This window comes from Rhizobium sp. BK591 (assembly GCF_014195045.1).
GTDB classification, from domain to species: domain Bacteria; phylum Pseudomonadota; class Alphaproteobacteria; order Rhizobiales; family Rhizobiaceae; genus Rhizobium; species Rhizobium anhuiense.
In genome coordinates this window covers 133233-152131 of sequence record NZ_JACIAZ010000007.1, presented here as the reverse complement: position 1 = coordinate 152131, position 18899 = coordinate 133233, and the positions used below count along the sequence as shown (strand labels likewise).

Genomic DNA, 18899 nt, shown 5'->3' with positions numbered 1-18899 from the left:
CTCAGGCGACTTTGTTGCGACGGCGTTGAACGACGCGGCGGCCGATGCCCTGCTGCAGCAGCGGGATATTTTGGGAAGGCACAGGCTGCGAGAAAACGTAGCCCTGCACAAGATCGGCACTGCGGTGCTTGTTGAGCAGTGCGAGCTGCTCCTCGGTCTCGACGCCCTCGATGACGATCTTCAGGCCCAGTTCGCGGGCGAGATGGACGGTGCCGCGCAACAGCTTGAGCCGGCGGGTATCCTCGACGATGTTACGCACGAAGGAGCGATCGATCTTGACGATATCGAGCGGCAGCGTGTCGAGATAGCTGAGGCTGGAGAAGCCGGTACCGAAATCGTCGATGGCAATGGTGATGCCGCGAGCCCTGAGCTCCGCCAGGATGGCGCGTACCGCCGCCGGCTCGTCTATCAGGCAGCTCTCGGTGACTTCGAGATGCAGCCGCGCCGCATCGAGGCCGGAATGGGCAAGCGCATCGGCAACCACCGCAAGGATGTCGGCATCGCGCAGGTCCCGCGCCGAGAGGTTGACCGAGACGGCGATATGGTCCGGCCAGTTCATGCATTCGCTGCACGCCTTGAACAGGACGAAACGGGTGATGTCGGAGATGATGCCCATATCTTCGGCGAGCCGGATGAAGACGTCGGGCGGGATCGAGCCCTTCTCCGGATGCACCCAGCGCGCCAATGCCTCGGCGCATTCGATGCGTGAGCCGTCGGCCCGGAACATCGGCTGGAAGACCAGATGCAGCGCCTGCGCCGACACTGCGTCGCGCAGATCCGCCTTCAGCTTCTGCTGCTCGATATAACGGCCGTCCATCTCCCGCTCGAAGCCTGATATGCCGCCCCTGAAGCGCGACTTGCTTTCAAACAGCGCCAGATCCGCCTTGACGCTCCATTCATCCATCGCAAAAGCGGTGCTTTCAAGGATCGCGTAGCCGGCGCTGAGCGAAACGAGGAAGGTCAGCTCGTCGACCTCATAATGACCCTGGATCGCGGCGTGCACGCGACGAATCTCGATGTCGAGCGAAGCCGGCTCCTTGGCATGCGGGAAGAACAGGATGAACTGGTCTCCCATCAGCCGGCCGAGGATGGCATTGCCGGAGGCCTGCTTGATGCGGGCGGCGATGGCACAGAGCAGATGGTCGCCGGTGACGTGGCCGCGCATGTCGTTGACATGTTTGAACTCGTCGATATCGAGGACCATGAAGCCGAGCGGCCCGGACTTCCTCTGATGTTTGCCGAGATACTCCTGCACAAGCTGCCCGAAATATTCGCGGTTCGGCAGGCCGGTCAGCGCATCGAAGCGGACCATGTGCATGATCTTCTGCTCTGCCTTCACCCGGCTCGACACGTCCTCGAAGATCAGCACGGCGCCGCCATCGGCCCTTCGGCTGGCGGAAAATTCGAGCGACAGGCCCTCGGGGAAATGAATGAGCGTGCGCGACAGGTTACCTTCGGCAACCTGGGTGAGCTGACGCAGGATCAGCTCCGGCTGCGAGGCGTCCATGAAGCTGTAGCGCGCGCCATAGCGCAGCACGGCGCCGAGGTCGCGATCCTTCAACCGCTCCGGCGCACCGATCTTCAGAAGCTCGCAGGCCTTGCGATTGACGACCTGGATACGGTTTTCGGCATCGACCATGACCAGGCCATGCGGCATGTTGTTGAGCGCCGTATCGAAGCGGTCGGCGATGATGGTGATTTCCCGGCGCGCGATGACATTCTCATAGAGGAACTCGCGCACGCCGTTTGCCATCGCCCGCGTCGTCAGCCAGAAGGGAATGAGGAAGATCGACAGCAGGCCGCGATAAAAATCCAGCGCCAACAGGCTGCAGACGATCATCGGCAGACAGCAGGAGAAGGTCTGAAGGTCGACCGCCAGGCGTGAACCGTAATTGCGGCCGACGACGGAGACCATCGTCGCCATCGTGACGGCAATGCAGGCAAGCTCCGCAAAGGAATCGTGCACGACGAAGATGGCATAGCCGCTGGCGATGCCAAGCAAGGCGGTGGTGCAGGCCGCACCGGCAACCAGGATCCGCTCCCAACGCTCTATTCCGGCGCGCGACAGGCTTTCCTTGTCGACGCAATCGAACTGCCGGAAGATGACCATACGAACGCAGAAGACCAGAAGGAAGGCGGCCGCCAGCGGGATATAGACGAAGAACTGCGTCTTGGCGGCAACGGCAAGGCACGTGGCGACATGCACGATCACGCCAGCAAGAAGCGTCATGCGATTCCCGGAAAGGGAACTCACAAACGACAGATACACATCTATAGGGACCCTGTTCGGGTTATCTGGCTTCATCCACACTTTCCCTGTGCGCGGGAATTCTAAGCCCAACCCTTTAAAAATTGATTTCAATGGAATCAAACATTTGGTCAAATTTTCTAAAACCAGAGGATGAACAGCACAGCCTACGCGAGATAATGCATCCTTCTCGCGAGTTTATTGAAATAATTTATCCACGCCTGGGTTGTCGAAATATTCGACGCTCCTAAAGCACGACCGGCGCGGATAAGACTATACTCCAAGGCCAGCCATTTATCCTTCCAATTTCAAAGGCCGTAGTCTACATCGGTTGCAAAGGGAAAACTGCCGGAAAACCGGCAGGATAAGAACAAGGGGAGAAAATGTCGGTACTTCTGGCCGCCAGTCGGCTGATCGACTCGATCAGCCAGTTCATGGGCAAAATTTCCGAATATATGGTGCTGTTCTGCTGTCTGATCAGCGCCGGAAACGCCATCGTCCGCTATGCCTTCAACTACAGTTCGAACGGCTGGCTTGAGATCCAGTGGTATCTCTTCGCCTTCGTCGTCATGCTCGGCGCCTCGCATGCGCTGCGCAACAATGAGCATGTCCGCGTCGATCTGATCTATGGCTCGGTTTCCGACAGGGCGAAGATCTGGATCGACATTGTCGGCCTTATCGTCTTCCTCCTTCCCGCATGCATCTTCCTCACCTGGATTTGCTGGCCCTTCTTCGCGCTTTCCTACCAGCAGGGGGAAATATCGGGCAATGCCGGCGGGCTGATCCGCTGGCCCGTCAAGCTGGTCCTCGTCGCCGGTTTCGGGTTGCTTTCACTTCAGGGCATTTCCGAACTGATCAAGCGGATCGCAGCCCTTACCGGCCATATCAGCATCGATATGAAATACGAAAAGCCGCTGCAGTAGCGCGAGCTGGGAGAAACGGATTTGTTTGATTTCGGCATTATCCCGCCGGCCATGTTCCTGGGCATGGTCATCTTCATGCTCTACGGCTTTCCGGTCGCCTTTTCGCTCGCCGCCGTCGGCCTGTTCTTCGGCATTATCGGCATCGTCACCGGCCATTTCGGCGAGGTCTTCCTGCAGGCTCTGCCGCTGCGCTTCTTCGGCATCGTCTCCAACGACCTGCTGCTCGCCATCCCCTTCTTCACCTTCATGGGCGCGGTGCTGGAGCGCTGCGGGCTGGCCGAGGATCTGCTCGAAGGCACCGGCAAGCTCTTCGGTGGCATACCCGGCGGCCTCGCCTATGCCGTCATCCTCGTCGGCGCCGTGCTCGGCGCCATCACTGGCACGGTGGCCGCCTCCGTCATCACCATGGGGGTGATCTCGCTGCCGATCATGCTGCGCTACGGCTACAGTCCCCGCCTTGCCACCGGCGTTATCGCCGCCTCGGGCACGATCACCCAGGTGATCCCGCCCTCGCTCGTGCTCGTCGTTCTCGCCGACCAGCTCGGCAGGTCGGTCGGCGACATGTATCTCGGCGCGATCGGTCCCTCGATCCTGCAGGTGACGATCTTCGTGCTCTTCATCCTGGTGATGTCGATCATTCGGCCGAAGTCGATGCCGCCGCTGCCGAAAGAGGTGCGCGGCGACTTCAACTGGGCGCTGCTCGCGAAGGTCCTGATGGGCATGGTGCCCTCGATCGTGCTGATCTTCCTGGTGCTCGGCACGATCTTCATGGGCCTCGCGACGCCGACCGAAGCCGGCGCGCTCGGCGTTGTCGGCGCCATGCTGCTCGCCGCCATGAATCGTCGCCTCACCTGGCCGCTGATCCGCGAGGCGATGACATCGACCACGCATATCACCTCGATGGTGGTGATGATCCTCATCGGCTCCACCTGTTTCAGCCTTGTGTTCCAAGGCATGGACGGCTCGCGCTGGATCGAGCACATGCTGTCGGGCATACCAGGCGGCCCGGTCGGCTTCCTGATCTTCGTCAACATCTTCATCTTCGTGCTCGCCTTCTTCCTCGATTTCTTCGAGATCGCCTTCATCGTCATCCCGATGCTCGCCCCCGTCGCCTCCAGTCTCGGCATCGACCTGATCTGGTTCGGCGTGCTGATCTGCGTCAACATGCAGACGAGCTTCATGCACCCGCCCTTCGGCTTCGCGCTCTTCTACCTGCGCTCGATCGCCAGCAAAGACGTCAAGACCTCGGATATCTACATGGGCGCACTCCCCTGGGTCGGCATGCAGCTGATCCTGGTGGCGATCGTGATTTTCTGGCCGCAATCGGTAACCTATTGGCTGGATCGCGGCCCGAAGGTCGATCCGAACTCGATCAAGATCGAAGTCCCGGGCTTCGGCGGCCAGCTCGGCCTGCCGCCGCTGGGCGGCGGCGGCAACGGCTCACCGCAGATCCCCGGCCTGACCCTGCCGCCACTGAACGGCCTGCCCGGAGCACCGCCGCCACCTGCCAAATAGCAGCCCAGAAAAACAAAACCCCGGACGGAATCCGGGGTTCTGCCATTGCGTTCATCTCAACTGCCGAGCTTGCCGGCGGAAAGCTTAAAGCTTCCCGGCCCGCTGCTGGATCATCATGAACGTGTCGAAGGTGTATTCCGAAAGCTGCATCCAGAGATAGGCATCCCGCTTGAAGGCGGCCTGATCGTCGAAGATCTTCTTGAAATACTGGTTGGTGCCCGAGATTTCGCTGTAGATGCCGGTCGCAGCCTGGAAGCATGCTTCCATGATCTCCTGGCTGAACGGGCGCAGCGTCGCGCCTTCCGCAACGAGCTGCTTCAGCGCCGTCGGGTTCTTCGTGTCGTACTTCGCCAGCATGTTGGTGTTGGCGAAGGCGCAGGCATCGGTCAGGGCTGCCTGATAATGCTTGGGCAGGCTGCTCCATTTTTCGAGATTGAAGAATCCGTGCACCGTCGGGCCACCTTCCCACCAGCCCGGATAATAGTAGTACTTCGCCACCTTGTGGAAGCCGAGCTTCAGGTCGTCATAGGGACCGACGAATTCGGCCGCATCGATGGTGCCTTTTTCCAGTGCCGGATAGATGTCACCGCCGGCGATCTGCTGCGGGATCACGCCGACCTTTTCCATGACACGGCCGGCAAGGCCGGCAATGCGCATCTTGACGCCCTTGAGGTCGTCGAGCGTATTGATTTCCTTGCGGAACCAGCCGCCCATCTGCGCACCGGTATTGCCGGCCGGCAGCGCATACATGCCCTGTGTGGCATAGAATTCGTTCATCAGCTTGTTGCCGTTGCCTTCGTAATACCAGGCATTGGTCAGGCGGCTGTTCAGGCCGAACGGAATGGCCGTTCCGATGGCATAGGTCGGGTCCTTGCCGACGAAATAATAGGAGGTGGTGTGGGCTGCCTCGACCGTACCGGCGGCGACGGCATCGACGGCCTGCAGGCCCGGCACGATTTCACCGGCCGCAAAGGGCTGGATCGTGAAATTGCCGTCGGTGGCGGCGGCAACATGCTTGGCGATATCCTCGGCTCCGCCATAGATCGTATCCAAGCTCTTCGGAAACGACGATGTCATGCGCCACGCGATCTTCGGATTCTCCTGCGCGATCGCAGGCGCTGCCAATGCCGTTGCGGCGACCGCACCGGCGCTGGCGGTTCCCGCCTTCTTGAAAAACGAACGACGATCCATCAAAAACCTCCCATATAGATGGCACTGCGCGGCCAGTCTTCACCCCTACCCGCAGCGAGGGCAAAGCTAAGCATGGCAGTGGCCGCGATTCAAGCTTTAGTCTATTAGCCTTTGGCATCAAGATGGCAATAGGACGGCGCACACGTACCCATCAGAATCAGCGGCTTAGCGGCAAACGCCAGCGGCGGCACCGCCTCCGCCGCAATTTGCCTGGCTGATACAGCCAAACGTTGACTTGACGGCTGTTCTGGCGGCAGAAATGACCAGCATAACATTTTTGACCGGGGCTGATATGACGAAACCGATCGTTGCCATTCCTGCCGATATCCGTAGCTTCGACGGCGCCACCTGGCACGCCGCGCAGCATCAATATCTGCGTGCTGCATTGAATGCGGCGGGCGTCATGGCCTTCATCATCCCCGCTTTCGAGGAAGGCTACGATACCGACGCGATTCTCGACCGCGTCGACGGCCTGCTGGTTTCCGGCTCGGCCAGCAATGTTCATCCCTCGCTCTACGGCGCCGAGGCGAGTGACAAGGACGGCCCTTTCGACCCTGCCCGCGACGCCACCAGCCTGCCGCTCATCCGCCGCGCCATCGACCGCGCCATCCCGATGCTCGCCATCTGCCGCGGCATCCAGGAGCTGAATGTCGCCCTCGGCGGCTCGCTGGCAAGCGAGATCCAGGAGCAGCCCGGCATCTGGGACCATCGCCGGCCGGAAGGCGTCGACCGGGACGGCATGTACGCCGTTCGCCAGAGCGTCCACGTCAAGGAAGGATCCTGCATCGCCGGCATTCTCGGCCCGGGCGAGGTCCGCGTGAATTCCCTGCATCGCCAGGCGATTGCCAGGACCGCCCCGCGCCTGCAGGTGGAAGCGACCGCCGAGGACGGCACGGTGGAAGCCGTTTCCGTCATCGACGCCAAGGCCTTCGCCGTCGGCGTGCAATGGCATCCGGAATATTGGGCTGAAACCGACAAGCCTTCGAACAAGCTGTTCGCCGCTTTCGGCGACGCCGTCCGCGCCTATGCCGCCGGCAAGCTGCCAGCCATCCCCGCGCAGGCAATCGCTTGATCGGCGCGGCGCCGACGCGCCGTGCGTTAGAGCGCTTCAGCTTTTCACGAAAACGCAGAACCGCTCTAACTTTTTGTTTTTACACAATTCCGGACGGAAAACCGCTCCGCACTTTTCCTGGAATTGCTCTAGACAGCGTGCGTGAGCCGGCCGCAGAGTCTATGCGACACGCCTAAGCCTTCTGCGGCGTCTCCGGCACCGGCGTCAGCGCCGCACCGTTCTCGAACCAGGCGATGAGATTGTCAGCGACGAGATCGGCCATCGCATTGCGCGTCGGCACCGACGCGGAGGCGACGTGCGGCAGCAGCACGGCATTGGCCGGCACCAGCAAGTCGGCCGGCACGGTCGGCTCTTCATAGAAAACGTCGAGGCCGGCCGCTCCGAGCGCGCCGGAAGCGAGGGCAGCACTCAGCGCCTGCTCGTCCACCGTCCAGCCGCGACCGACATTGACGAGAATGCCGTTCGGGCCGAGTGCGGCCAGAATATCGGCATCGATCGTCTTGTGCGTTTGCGGCGTCTTCGGAACGATCGCGATCAGCGTATCCACCGCTTCCGCCAGCCCCTTCAATGTCGGGTGATAATCGTAGGCCACATCGGCATGGCGCGACCGCGTGTGATAACTGATCTTCACCTTGAACGGCTCGAGCCGCTTGGCGATTTCGAGCCCGATGCGGCCAAGACCATAAAGCCCGACATGGCGGCCCTTGAGCGAGAAGCGCGACAGCGGATAGGCCGTGCCCGGCTTCCAGTTGCCCGCCCGCAGCCAGGCTTCGGCCCGCGGCAACTCGCGGACCGTATTCAGCAGCAGGCCGATCGCCGTATCGGCGACCTCGTCGTTCAGGACATCAGGCGTATTGGTGACGACGATGCCTTTCTCGGCGGCATGTTTCACATCGACGCCGTCATAACCGACACCGAAATTGGCGACCACCTCGACTCCAGGCAGTTGGTCCATCCAGGCGCCCGGAAACGGGCCGGAAACGGCGACGCCGCGGATACGGCCGGCAGTCTCGCCCTCAAGCGCAAGCCTTTCCTCGCGTGCGACGGCGATGATATCAAAACGATCCTTCAGCCTTTCGAGAACACGCTCGTGTATCTTCCCAGGGACGAGAATGGCAATGCGGGACATGGCTTTTCCTCTTGGATGACGGTCTTGGTTCAGGCGCGGGGCCGATGGGGACTGGTGGATTGGCGAATGCGCATTTCTGGCTTGATCAGATGCATGCCGTCGGGCTCATGGCTGCCGGCAAGGCGATCGAGCAGCGCCCGGGCGGCCAGGCGCCCGACTTCGGTCTGGCCGTTCCAGACAGTCGTCAGCGCCGGAGTGGCGATCGAGGCCTCCTCGAGATCGTCGTAACCGGTGACGGAAATATCGCGTCCGGGCACCAGGCCGGCGCGCGCAATGCCGTTCATCAGACCGATCGCCACGAGATCGTTCCAGCAGACGGCTGCCGTCGGCTTTTGCGGCAGCGACAGGAAATGCACGGCGGCCTCGAATCCGCCCTGCTTCGAGCGCGGGCCGGGAATGCGCAGGTTCGGATCGACCTCGATGCCGGCCTTGCGCAGCGCATTGACATAACCCTGGTAACGATCGCGGCCGGTGGATGTCTGGTCCGTGCCGCCGATCATGGCAATCGAGCGGTGGCCGAGGCCGATCAGGTGATTGGTGGCAAGCGAGATGCCGTAGCTGTCGTCACCCCGATAGGTCGGCAGGTCCTGCCCTTCCATCGAGCGGGCGACCAGGATCGCCGGCATGCCGTTCTCTTCGGCCAGTTGCACGTCCTCAGGCGGGGTACCGATCGCCGGCGACATGATGACGCCGTCGCCGCCGAGCTGCAGGAGCGTCTCGATGAAGGTGCGCTGCTTCTCGACATTGTCGTAATGGTTGGACAGGATGAAGGTGTGGCGGCTGCGGTCGAGCTCGCTTTCGATCGCCTTCAGGATCTCCCCGTAGAAGGGGTTCATGATGTCATGCACGACGACGCCGATGATGCCGGAGCGCGAGGTGCGAAGGCTGGCGGCGCGGCGATTGTAGATGTAGCCGAGCGCGCGCGCCTGTTCCTTGATCTTCTCCCGGGTATTACCGGCGACGAGCGGGCTGTCGCGTAAGGCAAGCGATACGGTCGCCGTTGAAATGCCGAGTGTTTCGGCGATTGTCGAAAGCTTGATTTTCTGGACCACGTGTCCTCCTCCAGGCAGCACGCAAGACAGGCAAGACCCCGCCGGAAACCGGCGCGGCCCTTAAAATGTTTAATTAAAAGATTTAATCGGCGGAAGCAATTCGTCTTTCAGGGAAATTTCAGTCTTCGTCCGGTTCTTCGATATGAATGGCTTCGGCCTGCAGATTGGCATCGATCGCCTTCAGCAGGCGGACGAGATTTCGGATTTCCTTTTCGGAAAACTCCTGCGTCGCCAGCTTGTCGCAGGCCGAAGCCGCCATCTCGATCCCCTGCACGCTGCCGCGGCCGAGTTCAGTGAGATAGACCTTGGTGAGGCGGGCATCCTCGGCATCGGGCTTGCGCTCGAGGAAGCCCTGCGCCTCCATGCGGCCGATCGTGCGCGTCATCGTCGGCGCCTTGACGCCGAGCTTCTGGGCAAGGCCGCCAGCCGTCATGCCGTCGCTCTCGGCAAGCGCGAGAATGACGCCGTCCTGGCCGGCATAGAGGCCGCTTTCAAGCAGGTTGCGCGACAGCACCGTACGCATGGAACGCGCCGCCTGGGTGAGCGCCGGAGAGAGATCGACGAGCGTATACTCGGTCTGGTCCTTCTTCTTGGACTTGTTCTTTTTGCCGTCCTTGTGCTTCTTTCCCATAGCCATCCCTTTGATCTTTAAGCCCCGGCGCCGCTGCGATATGACATTGCCCAGGATCTCGTCATAAACAAGAGGCTACGACCGGATGATGACGCCTTCGCCGCGCTTCGAGGACAGCAACCCGGCCTTTGCCCCGGACGGAGGCCGTCTGATCGCCGTGCTGCCGCTCGGCGCCCATGAACAGCACGGCCCTCACCTGCCCTTTGAAACCGACACGCTGATTGCCGAAGGTATCGCCGGACGATTGAAGATGGCCTTGCCTGCCGGCCGGCCGGTCACCTTTCTGCCCGCCGAATCCGTCGGCTACTCCATAGAGCATATGGATGTTGAAGGAACGAAGTCGCTTGCTTTCGACGAAGCGGTGAACCGCTGGCTCGGCATCGCTGAAGGCGTGGCGAAGCAGGGCATCCGCAAATTCGTGATGCTGAACGCCCATGGCGGCAATTCGCCCTTGATATCAATCGTCGCGACCGAGGCGCGGATCCGCTTTGCCATGCTGGCGGTGGCGACGAGCTGGACCCGCTTCGGCATGCCCGATGGCGTGGTCGCGCCGGAGGAAAAGGCGATCGGCATCCATGGCGGCGATATCGAGACCTCGGTGATGCTGGCGCTTCATCCCGACAAGGTTGATATGGCGAAGGCGGCGGACTTTTCCTCGCGGCAGACGGAGTTTGCCGCGCGTTTCAAACATCTGCGCGCCTACGGGCCGCACGCCTTCGGCTGGAAGATGTCGGATCTCAATACCGCAGGCGCAGCAGGCAACGCCGCGGCCGCAACGGCAGAAAAGGGTGAAGCGCTGATTACCCACGCGGTGAAGGGACTGGCGGAATTGCTCGAAGATGTCGATGCATTCGACGTCACGCAACTCCGATGAAGATGCGTCACCTGCACCGGCCAGACGATGTGATCTTATAACATTATAAAACCCTTTGAACTGCCACGCCCAAGCCATTATATGAGACCAACCGTTCAAGCAGCCGATCCCAGCCGCTCGGCCGCACGCCTAATCCTAGAGGTTCTCATGACCGACGCGATCTCCACCCAGAAGCCTATTCCCGTTACCGTGCTCACCGGTTATCTCGGCGCCGGCAAGACGACCTTGCTCAACCGCATCCTGTCCGAAAATCACGGCAAGAAATATGCGGTCATCGTCAACGAGTTCGGCGAAATCGGCATCGACAACGACCTGATCGTCGAGTCGGACGAGGAAATCTACGAGATGAACAATGGCTGCGTCTGTTGCACGGTGCGCGGCGACCTGATCCGCGTCGTCGAAGGCCTGATGCGCCGCCCCGGCCGCTTCGACGGAATCATCGTCGAGACGACGGGCCTTGCCGATCCGGTCCCGGTCGCCCAGACCTTCTTCATGGATGACGATGTGCGCGCCAAGACCGAGCTCGACGCCGTCGTCGCCCTCGTCGACGCCAAGCACCTGCCGTTGCGTCTGAAGGACAGCCGCGAAGCCGAAGACCAGATCGCCTTCGCCGACGTCGTCATCATCAACAAGAGCGACCTCGTGACCCCGGAAGAACTTGATGTGATCGAGGACATCGTCCGCGCCATCAACCCGGCCGCCCGCGTCTACAAGACCAGCCGCTCCGGCGTCGATCTCGCCCGCGTGCTCGACCAGGGCGCCTTCAACCTGGAGCGCGCGCTCGAAAACGATCCGCATTTCCTGGAGCACGGCCATGACGACCATGTCTGCGGCCCCGATTGTGATCACGACCACCACCATCATGACCACGATCATCATGATCACCACGGTCATGACCATCACCACGATCATCATCATGGTGCGATGTCGGCGATCCACGATATCACCGTGCAGTCGGTGTCGCTGCGCGGCGGCCAGATGAACCCGGAGCGTTTCTTCCCCTGGATCCAGAAGATTACCCAGACACAGGGGCCGAATATTCTGCGGCTCAAGGGCATCATCGCCTTCAAGGACGATCCCGAGCGCTACGTCGTTCAGGGCGTGCACATGATCATCGAGGGGGATCACCAGCGGCCGTGGAAAGAAGGCGAGAAGCACGAGAGCCGTCTCGTCTTCATCGGCCGCGATCTTGATCGCGCAAAGCTTGAAGCCTCCTTCAAGGCCTGTGAGGCAGCCGCCTGATGCCGACAGTTGCACCGCTTGATCTCGACGGCCACGTTCTGGCCGTCGAATTTTTAGGTGATGTTCCCTTCTTCGCAAGCGCAAACGGTACATTCCACCGGCTGGACGGCGGCGACAGGGTGTCCGAAGCCCATCAGGGCATGCTCACCGTCATCCGCGATCCCTATAGCGAGAGTCTGATCTCGGGCGGCGAGGACGGTAAGGTGCTGCGCATTGCCGCCGACGGTAGCGTCAGCGAGATCGCCACCGCGCCGCGCAAGTGGATTTCGCAGGTCGCAGCCGGCCCGCAGGGTGCCGTTGCCTATTCCTACGGCAAGAGTTCGCTCGTCCGCCTTGCCGACGGCACGACCAAGGAATTCCCCGAAGAGCGCACGGTCGAAGGCCTGGCCTTTGCGCCGAAAGGCCTGCGGATTGCGGCTGCGCGCTACAACGGTGTGTCGCTGCATTGGATCGGCATGAACGCCAAGCCGGTCGATCTGGAATGGAAGGGTGCGCATACCGGCGTCACCTTCTCGCCGGATGGTAATTTCCTCGTCACCTCGATGCAGGAAAACGCGCTGCACGGCTGGAAGCTCGACATCAAGCCCGGCGCTGAGGCCCGCCACATGCGCATGACCGGTTACCCCGCCAAGGTCAAATCGCTCTCCTGGTCGGTCAAGGGCAAATGGCTCGCCTCTTCGGGCGCGCCGGCGGCAATCGTCTGGCCCTTCCAGGGCAAGGACGGGCCGATGGGCAAGGCACCGCTGGAACTCGGCACCCGCGCCAATATCATGGCGACCGCCGTAAAATTCCATCCGCTCGAGGACATCCTCGCCATCGGCTTCATCGACGGCATGATCCTGGCCGTGCGCATTGCCGACAGCAAGGAGGCGCTGCTGCGCCGCCCCGGCAAGGGGGCGATCACGGCGATGAGCTGGAGCAAAAACGGCAAGCTGCTTGCCTTCGCCTCCGAAGCCGGCGATTGCGGCGTCATCGATATTTCGGCTTGAGGCCACATAGCCGGCGATGAATGACATTTCGATCGAGCCGGACATCGTGGCGCTCGCGGCCGACCACATGCAGGCGGCCGCCGGTATCAGACGTGTCTCCTTGTGGCAGCGGCTGCCCTGGCTGCCGGACCTGCATACGCCGGCCGAAGAAGAGCAGTATTGGCGCATGCATCTGCTGCCGAACTGCACCATCTTAGGTGCTGCCATGGCCAACCGGCTGGTCGGCGTCATCGCCTATGGCGACAACTGGATAGAGCAGCTTTACATCCTTCCCGGCTTTCAGGGCATGGGCATCGGCTCTCTGCTTCTCGGCCGCGCCAAGGAGGAGATGGACGAGATCAGGCTCTGGACGTTCCGGCGCAATATCGGTGCACGCGCTTTCTACGAGAAACACGGCTTTACCGCCGAGGAGGAGACCGACGGTGCCGATAACGAGGAAAGAGAGCCGGATGTGCTCTATCATTGGCGCCGGCGTCCGACGCTGACACCGGCCCTGCAACCGTCCAGCAACTAGAATAAAGCTTGCCAAATGCCTTGCCCGGGCGAAACATGAACCACGCAGCAAGCGCTTGCGCCGGCGCCTGGCTGACAGAGGAAACGGAAATGCCGAAATCAACCGGCCTCGGTTTGGCCGAGCAACAGACGCAGGCTTTGGGCGGCGCATCCGTCTGGGCGGTGATCCGCGCCGAAGCGGCCGAGCTTGCCGCACGCGAACCGATATTGCAGCGGCTGCTGGCCGCGCAGGTGACGGACACCGCCGGCAATGAGGATATCATCGCCCGCGTGCTGGCCGCCCGGCTTTCGGTGGCGCAGGTGGAAACGGGGGATATCTTCGATCTCATCCGATCCACATTGAACGACGATATCATGCGGCAGGTCGAGGCCGATCTCATCGCCGTGCGCGAACGCGATCCGGCCTGCACGACATTTCTGCACGCACTTCTCAATCTCAAGGGCTTTCATGCGCTGCAGACGCACCGCATCGCCCATGCGCTGTGGATCGCCGGCCGGCCGGAGATCGCCAGCTGGCTCGCCAATCTGGTTTCGCTGGTCTTCGGCCCGGATATCCATCCGGCAGCAACGATCGGCGCGTCGATCATGCTCGACCATGGTTCGGGCATCGTCATCGGCGAAACGGCTGTCATCGAGGACGAAGTGTCGATCCTGCAGAACGTCACGCTCGGCGGCACCGGCAAGGAGACCGGCGATCGCCACCCGAAGATCCGCCACGGTGTGATGATCGGCGCCGGCGCCAAGATCCTCGGCAATATCGAAATCGGCGCCTTCAGCAAGGTCGCCGCCGGCAGCGTCGTGCTGAAGCCGGTGCCCACCCATTGCACGGTCGCCGGCGTGCCGGCAACGCTCGTGCGCGTCCACCGCGCCGACGAAATCCCGGCCGAGACGATGGATCAGAATATCTAGGGTCGCTCTGAGATGGGGAATTCGCCCGATCCTACGCGGCCTGCTGATTCTCTCCGAAGGCTTCGACCCGGTTGCGGCCTTCGCGCTTCGAACGATAGAGCGCCTCATCCGCCTTCTGCATCAGCCGTTCAAAATCTTCATCGTTTTCCCGACGCGCGGCAACGCCGATGCTGAGCGTCGGAAAGATCGCCAGATCCGGCCGCTGCATGACGGCGGCGGCGAAGGTGAGACGGATGCGCTCGGCAATCGCCACCGCATCTTCGCAGGAGATATTTTTCAGCACCGCCAGGAACTCATCCCCGCCTTGACGGGCGAGCAGATCGCCGGACCCCATGATGCCTCTCGCAACACGGGCGAAAAGCTGCAGGATATCGTCGCCGGCGGCGTGGCCATGCCGGTCGTTCAACTGCTTGAAATGATCGATATCGATGATGAGCAGCGATGCCGGCTGAGAACCGAGAGCGGGCAGACGCTGCGCAAGGCCGCCGCGATTGAGCGCGCCGGTCAGCGGATCGTGGTGAGCGAGTTCCATCAGCTGATTTCGGCTGCGCTCGGCGGCCATCAGCACCATCGCCATGCTGCGGAGCATGATGAACGCGACCGCCGATACCGCCATCCAGCTATGGACCACATTGGCGCCGAAAGGATCCGGCCCGCCGATCTCGCCGGTCGCCGCGAGAATGCTGCGAGCCGCAAAGATCGCGGCAGTGCAGACATAGAGGCCGACAAGCAGGGCTGCCGAATAAAGCCTCTCGCGCCGGACAATGCTGATTGCCTCCCTTGCGACGGCAAGATCACAGAGGCAGCAGATGACCGAGACGTAGAGGAGCCTCGCCGATACCGCCGAGGGATCGCTGACGATGAGCACGACAGGCACGCTGACGAGCAAGATGGCCAACCAGAAAGAACGCTGGTCGAGCGCTCGCCCCGAAAACACGCGTACGGCAAAGAACATCAGCATGTAGCCGGCGATGGTGACGATATTGCCGCCGTCGATCGAGACCGAATAGGGAACGAGATTGCGCAACGCGACGAGGAAAGACCCGATGCCGACAAGAAGGTTGCTCAAGCCCCACCAGAGCGGCCACCGCTCAAAGCGACCGGTCGCATAGGCTGCAAGCTGGAGAATGCCCAGTACGAAGCAACTCACGGCAACAATGAAATAGATTGTCCTGAGATCCAGCAACATGGCGCTTTCCCGAAGTTCTGGCGGGGAAGCTACAGCAAGCGCTTTGCGGTTTGATTGGAGGCTTCGCTAAGACTTTAACGATCGCGGTTTTTCCGCTGCAGCACAATTCAAGGGATGCTGCCGTCAGGCGGCCCGCACCGTGCCGATGATATCAGCCAACAGACCATGCAACAGATCCCGGTAGCCGTTTCGGGCAGACGGACCGCTCTCTTCCGAAGTCATGACGACGGTGAGATCGAGCGACGGGACGATGTAGAGCATCTGCCCGCCGTAACCCCAGGCGAAATGCACCTCTTCGCCGCCGATCTGCCGCGTGAACCAGCCATAGCCATATGCATCGCCGGAGAAGCGCGAGTTGGTGCGAGGCTGCCACGACTGGGAGATCCAGTCGGCAGATACGATCTGGCGGCCGTCGGCAGTCTTGCCGCCGTTGCGATAGAGTTCACCGAAGGCAAGCAGGGACCGGGCGCTCATCGCCATCTGATTGCCGCCGAGATAGATGCCCTGCGGATCGCGCTCCCATGCGCCGATGCGGAAACCATCGACCGGACCGAGCCATTCCTGCGCCAAGGCCAGCGTCGACCGCCGGCTGACCTTCGTGAGAATGGCCGAGAGCAGATGCGTGGACGCGGTGGAATAGAGCATCTCGCCACCGGGCTGATCGACGAAAGGCTGCGAGAGCGCAAAACGTACCCAGTTGCGCGAGGAAACCCAGCGGCCGTAGTTCGCCCCCGACATGCGATCGAGCCCGGCTTGCATGGAGAGAAGATTGCCGATGGTGATGTCGTTGAGGCGCGGATCCGGCGTTAGCGGGAGATCGACCTTCAGGATCGGCGCGATCTTCTGATCCGGCCCCGAAAGCAGGCCTTTGTCGATGGCGATACCGACCAGCGCCGAAATGATCGATTTCGAAGCGGATTTGATATTGGTCGATTCCGCCGGCGAATGACCATGAAATCCGCGTTCGGTAAGCACACGCCCATCGCGAGCAACAATCACCGTCTTTAGAGGCCGCATCGCAGGATCGGTCGCCACTCGATCGAGACGCGGCCCAAGCCCACCGGCGGTGGAAGCCGTGCTCTGGGCAACCGCCGATTCCGCCGCTGCAAGCGGCATGCAGAAGAGAAGCAGAAGGGAGAGAAGACGGATCATCTGGCGCAAGATAGGATATCGCCGCGCCATGTTCGCGTGACTGCGGCACTTTTCACGCGATTGTGTTTCCGCGCGCGATGCTTACCCAGGTGACCGCAGCTGGGCTCGCGCCCAAAAGAATAATCCGCGCCGCAACCACGACAGGCCCGCCTGCCTCCATGGTCAAGCGGCGCGGATATTGCCGGACGGCGAAAGGACGTCCAACCCCGACCGACCCATCGACACAGCTCAGGCCGCGCGGCGAACCGGCGCGCTGGCCAGCATGCGCCCCGAGGGGACGATCATGCCGGCCGCGCCGTCAAGCCAGCCTTCCGTGAGCTCGAGCGCAAGAAAGCGCGAGCGTTCGAACGGACCCGGCATGACAAGATGGCGAGCCTTTTCGGCAAAAAAGCCGAAACGCTCGTAATAGGCAGCATCGCCGACGAGCAGGACGGCGCCATGCCCGCGGTTCTTCGCTTCAAGGATCGCAGCCCGCATCAGCGCCGCACCGATGCCCTTGCCGCCATGTTGCGAGGCAACGGCAAGCGGCCCGAGCAGCAGCGCATTGATCGGCGTACCTTCGTCATTGACGGCGGCCTCGATGTTCCAGAGCCGCACCGTACCGATGATCCGGCCGTCGCGGTCACGCGCGACGAGCGCAAGACCCTCGGCCGGGACGCGGTTGCGGCGGATCTTCTCCGACGATTTCTTGCGGCGATCCGCGCCCATGACGCGGTCGAGCAGGTTTTCGCGAGCAACGACATCCGAGGGATTCTCGGCGTCGATGGTGAAAGTGGTGGGCGCAAAGAATGCGCGGACAGAATCAAGAACAGCGGCCATCTTGGCCTCCCGTACCCAATACCGTTATCAGCGGCGATGAAGGAAAATTGTGAAGTTGCCGCCCCGGCTGGTTACGGGGCCGGCGGAAACGACCTCAGATGACGTAGGCCTTCAGCGGTTCGAAACCATTGAAAGCGACCGCCGAATAGGTCGTCGTATAGGCGCCGGTGCCTTCGATCAGGACCTCGTCGCCGATCGAAAGGGAGATCGGCAGCGGATAGAGGTTCTTCTCGTAGAGCACGTCGGCCGAATCGCAGGTCGGGCCGGCGATGACGCAGGGCTCCATCTCGTCGCCGTCGTGCTCCGTGCGGATCGGATAGCGGATGGCTTCGTCCATCGTCTCGGCGAGACCGCCGAACTTGCCGATGTCGAGGAAGACCCAGCGGGCATCGTCATTGTCCGACTTCTTCGAAATCAGAACGACTTCCGCCTTGATGACACCGGCATTGCCGACCATGCCGCGGCCCGGCTCGATGATCGTCTGCGGGATCTGGTTGCCGAAATGCGTGCGCAGCGCCTGGTAGATCGACTTGCCGTAAGCTTCTGCGGACGGAACGTCGCGCAGGTACTTGGTCGGGAAGCCGCCGCCCATGTTGACCATCTGCAGGTGGATGCCCTGCTTGGCAAGCGATACGAAGACACGCTTGGCATCGGCGAGCGCCGAATCCCAGGCATCGACCTTGGTCATCTGGGAACCGACATGGAACGAGACGCCGTAGGACTGCAGGCCAAGCTGATGAGCGTAGACGAGAACGTCGACGGCCATCTGCGGAACGCAGCCGAACTTGCGCGACAGCGGCCATTCAGCGCCTTCGCCATCGGTCAGCACGCGGCAGAAGACGCGGGCGCCGGGAGCGGCGCGCGAGATCTTCTCGACTTCCTCGTGGCTGTCGACCGCAAAGAGGCTGACGCCGAGCGCATGCGCGCGGGCAACGTCACGTTCCTTCTTGATCGTGTTGCCGTAGGAGATGCGGGCGGCGGTCGCACCGGCTTCGAGCGCCATTTCGATTTCGGCTACGGATGCGCAATCGAAATTGGAGCCGAGGCCTGCAAGCAGCTTCAGCACTTCCGGGGCCGGGTTGGCCTTGACGGCGTAGTAGATGGCGCTGTCCGGCATGGCGTGACGGAAGGCGTGGAAATTGTCGCGAACGACGTCGAGGTCAACCACGAGGCAGGGACCGTCGGGACGTCGGGTTGCGAGAAAGTCGCGGATGCGCTGGGTGGTCATATCGATTCCCTCTTCCAATTCCAGAGCTCCGGCATGAACCGGAGGACAAAGGGCATACGATAGCTCGCATTGGAACCAGCCGGTGGAGACCCCGGAACCATAGCAAGCGCTCGATGCGCGGATAGTGAACCAACGCCGCGGACGCGGTGTAAGTTCGGCTTTGTCTGCCATGGATTGGAGGGAGAATCCCAACCGCACTTCCGGCAATGATGGTGTGCCTCTT

17 protein-coding genes are annotated in these 18899 nt (G+C 61.8%); 8 read left to right on the top strand and 9 right to left on the bottom strand.

Features of this window, described 5'->3' with window-relative positions; translation table 11 throughout:
* Window position 1 precedes the first annotated feature (1 nt).
* A complete protein-coding gene (locus tag FHX10_RS27785) occupies window positions 2-2305 on the bottom strand; it encodes a putative bifunctional diguanylate cyclase/phosphodiesterase (RefSeq protein ID WP_047616347.1) in 2304 nt (767 codons plus the stop codon).
* Between the two features lie 326 nt (window positions 2306-2631).
* Here FHX10_RS27785 and FHX10_RS27780 point away from each other — a divergent pair, with 326 nt between their 5' ends.
* Together FHX10_RS27780 and FHX10_RS27775 are read left to right on the top strand one after the other, a co-directional pair.
* Window positions 2632-3171 (top strand): TRAP transporter small permease subunit, encoded by a 540-nt coding sequence (locus tag FHX10_RS27780; RefSeq protein ID WP_063475307.1) that lies wholly within the window; start codon window positions 2632-2634, stop codon window positions 3169-3171.
* A gap of 21 nt (window positions 3172-3192) precedes the next feature.
* Complete coding sequence (locus FHX10_RS27775; RefSeq protein ID WP_063475306.1) at window positions 3193-4686, top strand: TRAP transporter large permease subunit; 1494 nt, start codon at window positions 3193-3195, stop codon at window positions 4684-4686.
* 84 nt (window positions 4687-4770) lie between these two features.
* Here FHX10_RS27775 and FHX10_RS27770 read toward each other — a convergent pair whose 3' ends face one another.
* Window positions 4771-5877 carry a TRAP transporter substrate-binding protein gene (locus FHX10_RS27770; RefSeq protein ID WP_063475305.1) on the bottom strand — a complete coding sequence of 369 codons (1107 nt, stop codon included), beginning with the start codon at window positions 5875-5877 and terminating at the stop codon, window positions 4771-4773.
* 292 nt (window positions 5878-6169) lie between these two features.
* Between FHX10_RS27770 and FHX10_RS27765 the strand changes: the two genes are divergently transcribed.
* The gene (locus FHX10_RS27765) at window positions 6170-6949 is read left to right on the top strand and encodes a gamma-glutamyl-gamma-aminobutyrate hydrolase family protein (RefSeq protein ID WP_047616342.1); all 780 of its coding nucleotides are present in this window, start codon (window positions 6170-6172) and stop codon (window positions 6947-6949) included.
* Window positions 6950-7121: 172 nt separating this feature from the next.
* On the opposite strand, the gene FHX10_RS27760 is transcribed toward FHX10_RS27765, so the two are convergent.
* The 3 genes from FHX10_RS27760 to FHX10_RS27750 form a co-directional block, all read right to left on the bottom strand.
* Window positions 7122-8078: a 2-hydroxyacid dehydrogenase gene (locus FHX10_RS27760; protein ID WP_063475304.1), complete on the bottom strand. Its 957-nt coding sequence runs from the start codon at window positions 8076-8078 to the stop codon at window positions 7122-7124.
* 29 nt (window positions 8079-8107) lie between these two features.
* Complete coding sequence (locus FHX10_RS27755; RefSeq protein WP_003590238.1) at window positions 8108-9130, bottom strand: LacI family DNA-binding transcriptional regulator; 1023 nt, start codon at window positions 9128-9130, stop codon at window positions 8108-8110.
* A gap of 118 nt (window positions 9131-9248) precedes the next feature.
* A complete protein-coding gene (locus tag FHX10_RS27750; protein ID WP_047616336.1) occupies window positions 9249-9761 on the bottom strand; it encodes a MarR family winged helix-turn-helix transcriptional regulator in 513 nt (170 codons plus the stop codon).
* An 85-nt stretch (window positions 9762-9846) separates the two neighbouring features.
* Here FHX10_RS27750 and FHX10_RS27745 point away from each other — a divergent pair, with 85 nt between their 5' ends.
* The 5 genes from FHX10_RS27745 to cysE all read left to right on the top strand — a co-directional run bounded on the left by FHX10_RS27745 (window position 9847) and on the right by cysE (window position 14288).
* Window positions 9847-10635 (top strand): creatininase family protein, encoded by a 789-nt coding sequence (locus tag FHX10_RS27745; RefSeq protein WP_063475303.1) that lies wholly within the window; start codon window positions 9847-9849, stop codon window positions 10633-10635.
* Window positions 10636-10782: 147 nt separating this feature from the next.
* A complete protein-coding gene (locus tag FHX10_RS27740) occupies window positions 10783-11877 on the top strand; it encodes a CobW family GTP-binding protein (RefSeq protein WP_047616331.1) in 1095 nt (364 codons plus the stop codon).
* Window positions 11877-12866 carry a WD40 repeat domain-containing protein gene (locus tag FHX10_RS27735; protein WP_063475302.1) on the top strand — a complete coding sequence of 330 codons (990 nt, stop codon included), beginning with the start codon at window positions 11877-11879 and terminating at the stop codon, window positions 12864-12866. Before FHX10_RS27740 ends, FHX10_RS27735 begins: the two co-directional genes overlap by 1 nt.
* A gap of 16 nt (window positions 12867-12882) precedes the next feature.
* Entirely contained in the window at window positions 12883-13380 is a 498-nt protein-coding gene (locus FHX10_RS27730) for a GNAT family N-acetyltransferase (protein WP_063475301.1), read from the top strand.
* 89 nt (window positions 13381-13469) lie between these two features.
* Window positions 13470-14288 carry a serine O-acetyltransferase gene (gene cysE / locus FHX10_RS27725; RefSeq protein ID WP_063475300.1) on the top strand — a complete coding sequence of 273 codons (819 nt, stop codon included), beginning with the start codon at window positions 13470-13472 and terminating at the stop codon, window positions 14286-14288.
* A 31-nt stretch (window positions 14289-14319) separates the two neighbouring features.
* Here cysE and FHX10_RS27720 read toward each other — a convergent pair whose 3' ends face one another.
* From FHX10_RS27720 to odc2, 4 genes are all read right to left on the bottom strand, one after another.
* Window positions 14320-15477, bottom strand: a complete 1158-nt coding sequence (locus tag FHX10_RS27720) for a GGDEF domain-containing protein (protein ID WP_063475299.1) — start codon at window positions 15475-15477, stop codon at window positions 14320-14322.
* Between the two features lie 123 nt (window positions 15478-15600).
* Window positions 15601-16629, bottom strand: a complete 1029-nt coding sequence (locus FHX10_RS27715) for a serine hydrolase domain-containing protein (RefSeq protein WP_063475379.1) — start codon at window positions 16627-16629, stop codon at window positions 15601-15603.
* A gap of 228 nt (window positions 16630-16857) precedes the next feature.
* A complete protein-coding gene (locus FHX10_RS27710) occupies window positions 16858-17448 on the bottom strand; it encodes a GNAT family N-acetyltransferase (RefSeq protein WP_168332549.1) in 591 nt (196 codons plus the stop codon).
* A gap of 94 nt (window positions 17449-17542) precedes the next feature.
* Window positions 17543-18676 carry an ornithine/lysine decarboxylase gene (gene odc2 / locus FHX10_RS27705; RefSeq protein WP_016737287.1) on the bottom strand — a complete coding sequence of 378 codons (1134 nt, stop codon included), beginning with the start codon at window positions 18674-18676 and terminating at the stop codon, window positions 17543-17545.
* Window positions 18677-18899: the final 223 nt, after the last annotated feature.

What these genes read in the sequence shown, in the direction of transcription:
- FHX10_RS27785 (WP_047616347.1), bottom strand. Translation starts at nt 2,305, where the DNA reads ATGAAGCCAGATAACCCGAACAGGGTCCCTATAGATGTGTATCTGTCG.
- FHX10_RS27780 (WP_063475307.1), top strand. Translation starts at nt 2,632, where the DNA reads ATGTCGGTACTTCTGGCCGCCAGTCGGCTGATCGACTCGATCAGCCAG.
- FHX10_RS27770 (WP_063475305.1), bottom strand. Translation starts at nt 5,877, where the DNA reads ATGGATCGTCGTTCGTTTTTCAAGAAGGCGGGAACCGCCAGCGCCGGT.
- FHX10_RS27765 (WP_047616342.1), top strand. Translation starts at nt 6,170, where the DNA reads ATGACGAAACCGATCGTTGCCATTCCTGCCGATATCCGTAGCTTCGAC.
- FHX10_RS27760 (WP_063475304.1), bottom strand. Translation starts at nt 8,078, where the DNA reads ATGTCCCGCATTGCCATTCTCGTCCCTGGGAAGATACACGAGCGTGTT.
- FHX10_RS27750 (WP_047616336.1), bottom strand. Translation starts at nt 9,761, where the DNA reads ATGGGAAAGAAGCACAAGGACGGCAAAAAGAACAAGTCCAAGAAGAAG.
- FHX10_RS27745 (WP_063475303.1), top strand. Translation starts at nt 9,847, where the DNA reads ATGATGACGCCTTCGCCGCGCTTCGAGGACAGCAACCCGGCCTTTGCC.
- FHX10_RS27740 (WP_047616331.1), top strand. Translation starts at nt 10,783, where the DNA reads ATGACCGACGCGATCTCCACCCAGAAGCCTATTCCCGTTACCGTGCTC.
- FHX10_RS27735 (WP_063475302.1), top strand. Translation starts at nt 11,877, where the DNA reads ATGCCGACAGTTGCACCGCTTGATCTCGACGGCCACGTTCTGGCCGTC.
- FHX10_RS27730 (WP_063475301.1), top strand. Translation starts at nt 12,883, where the DNA reads ATGAATGACATTTCGATCGAGCCGGACATCGTGGCGCTCGCGGCCGAC.
- cysE (WP_063475300.1), top strand. Translation starts at nt 13,470, where the DNA reads ATGCCGAAATCAACCGGCCTCGGTTTGGCCGAGCAACAGACGCAGGCT.
- FHX10_RS27720 (WP_063475299.1), bottom strand. Translation starts at nt 15,477, where the DNA reads ATGTTGCTGGATCTCAGGACAATCTATTTCATTGTTGCCGTGAGTTGC.
- FHX10_RS27715 (WP_063475379.1), bottom strand. Translation starts at nt 16,629, where the DNA reads ATGATCCGTCTTCTCTCCCTTCTGCTTCTCTTCTGCATGCCGCTTGCA.
- FHX10_RS27710 (WP_168332549.1), bottom strand. Translation starts at nt 17,448, where the DNA reads ATGGCCGCTGTTCTTGATTCTGTCCGCGCATTCTTTGCGCCCACCACT.
- odc2 (WP_016737287.1), bottom strand. Translation starts at nt 18,676, where the DNA reads ATGACCACCCAGCGCATCCGCGACTTTCTCGCAACCCGACGTCCCGAC.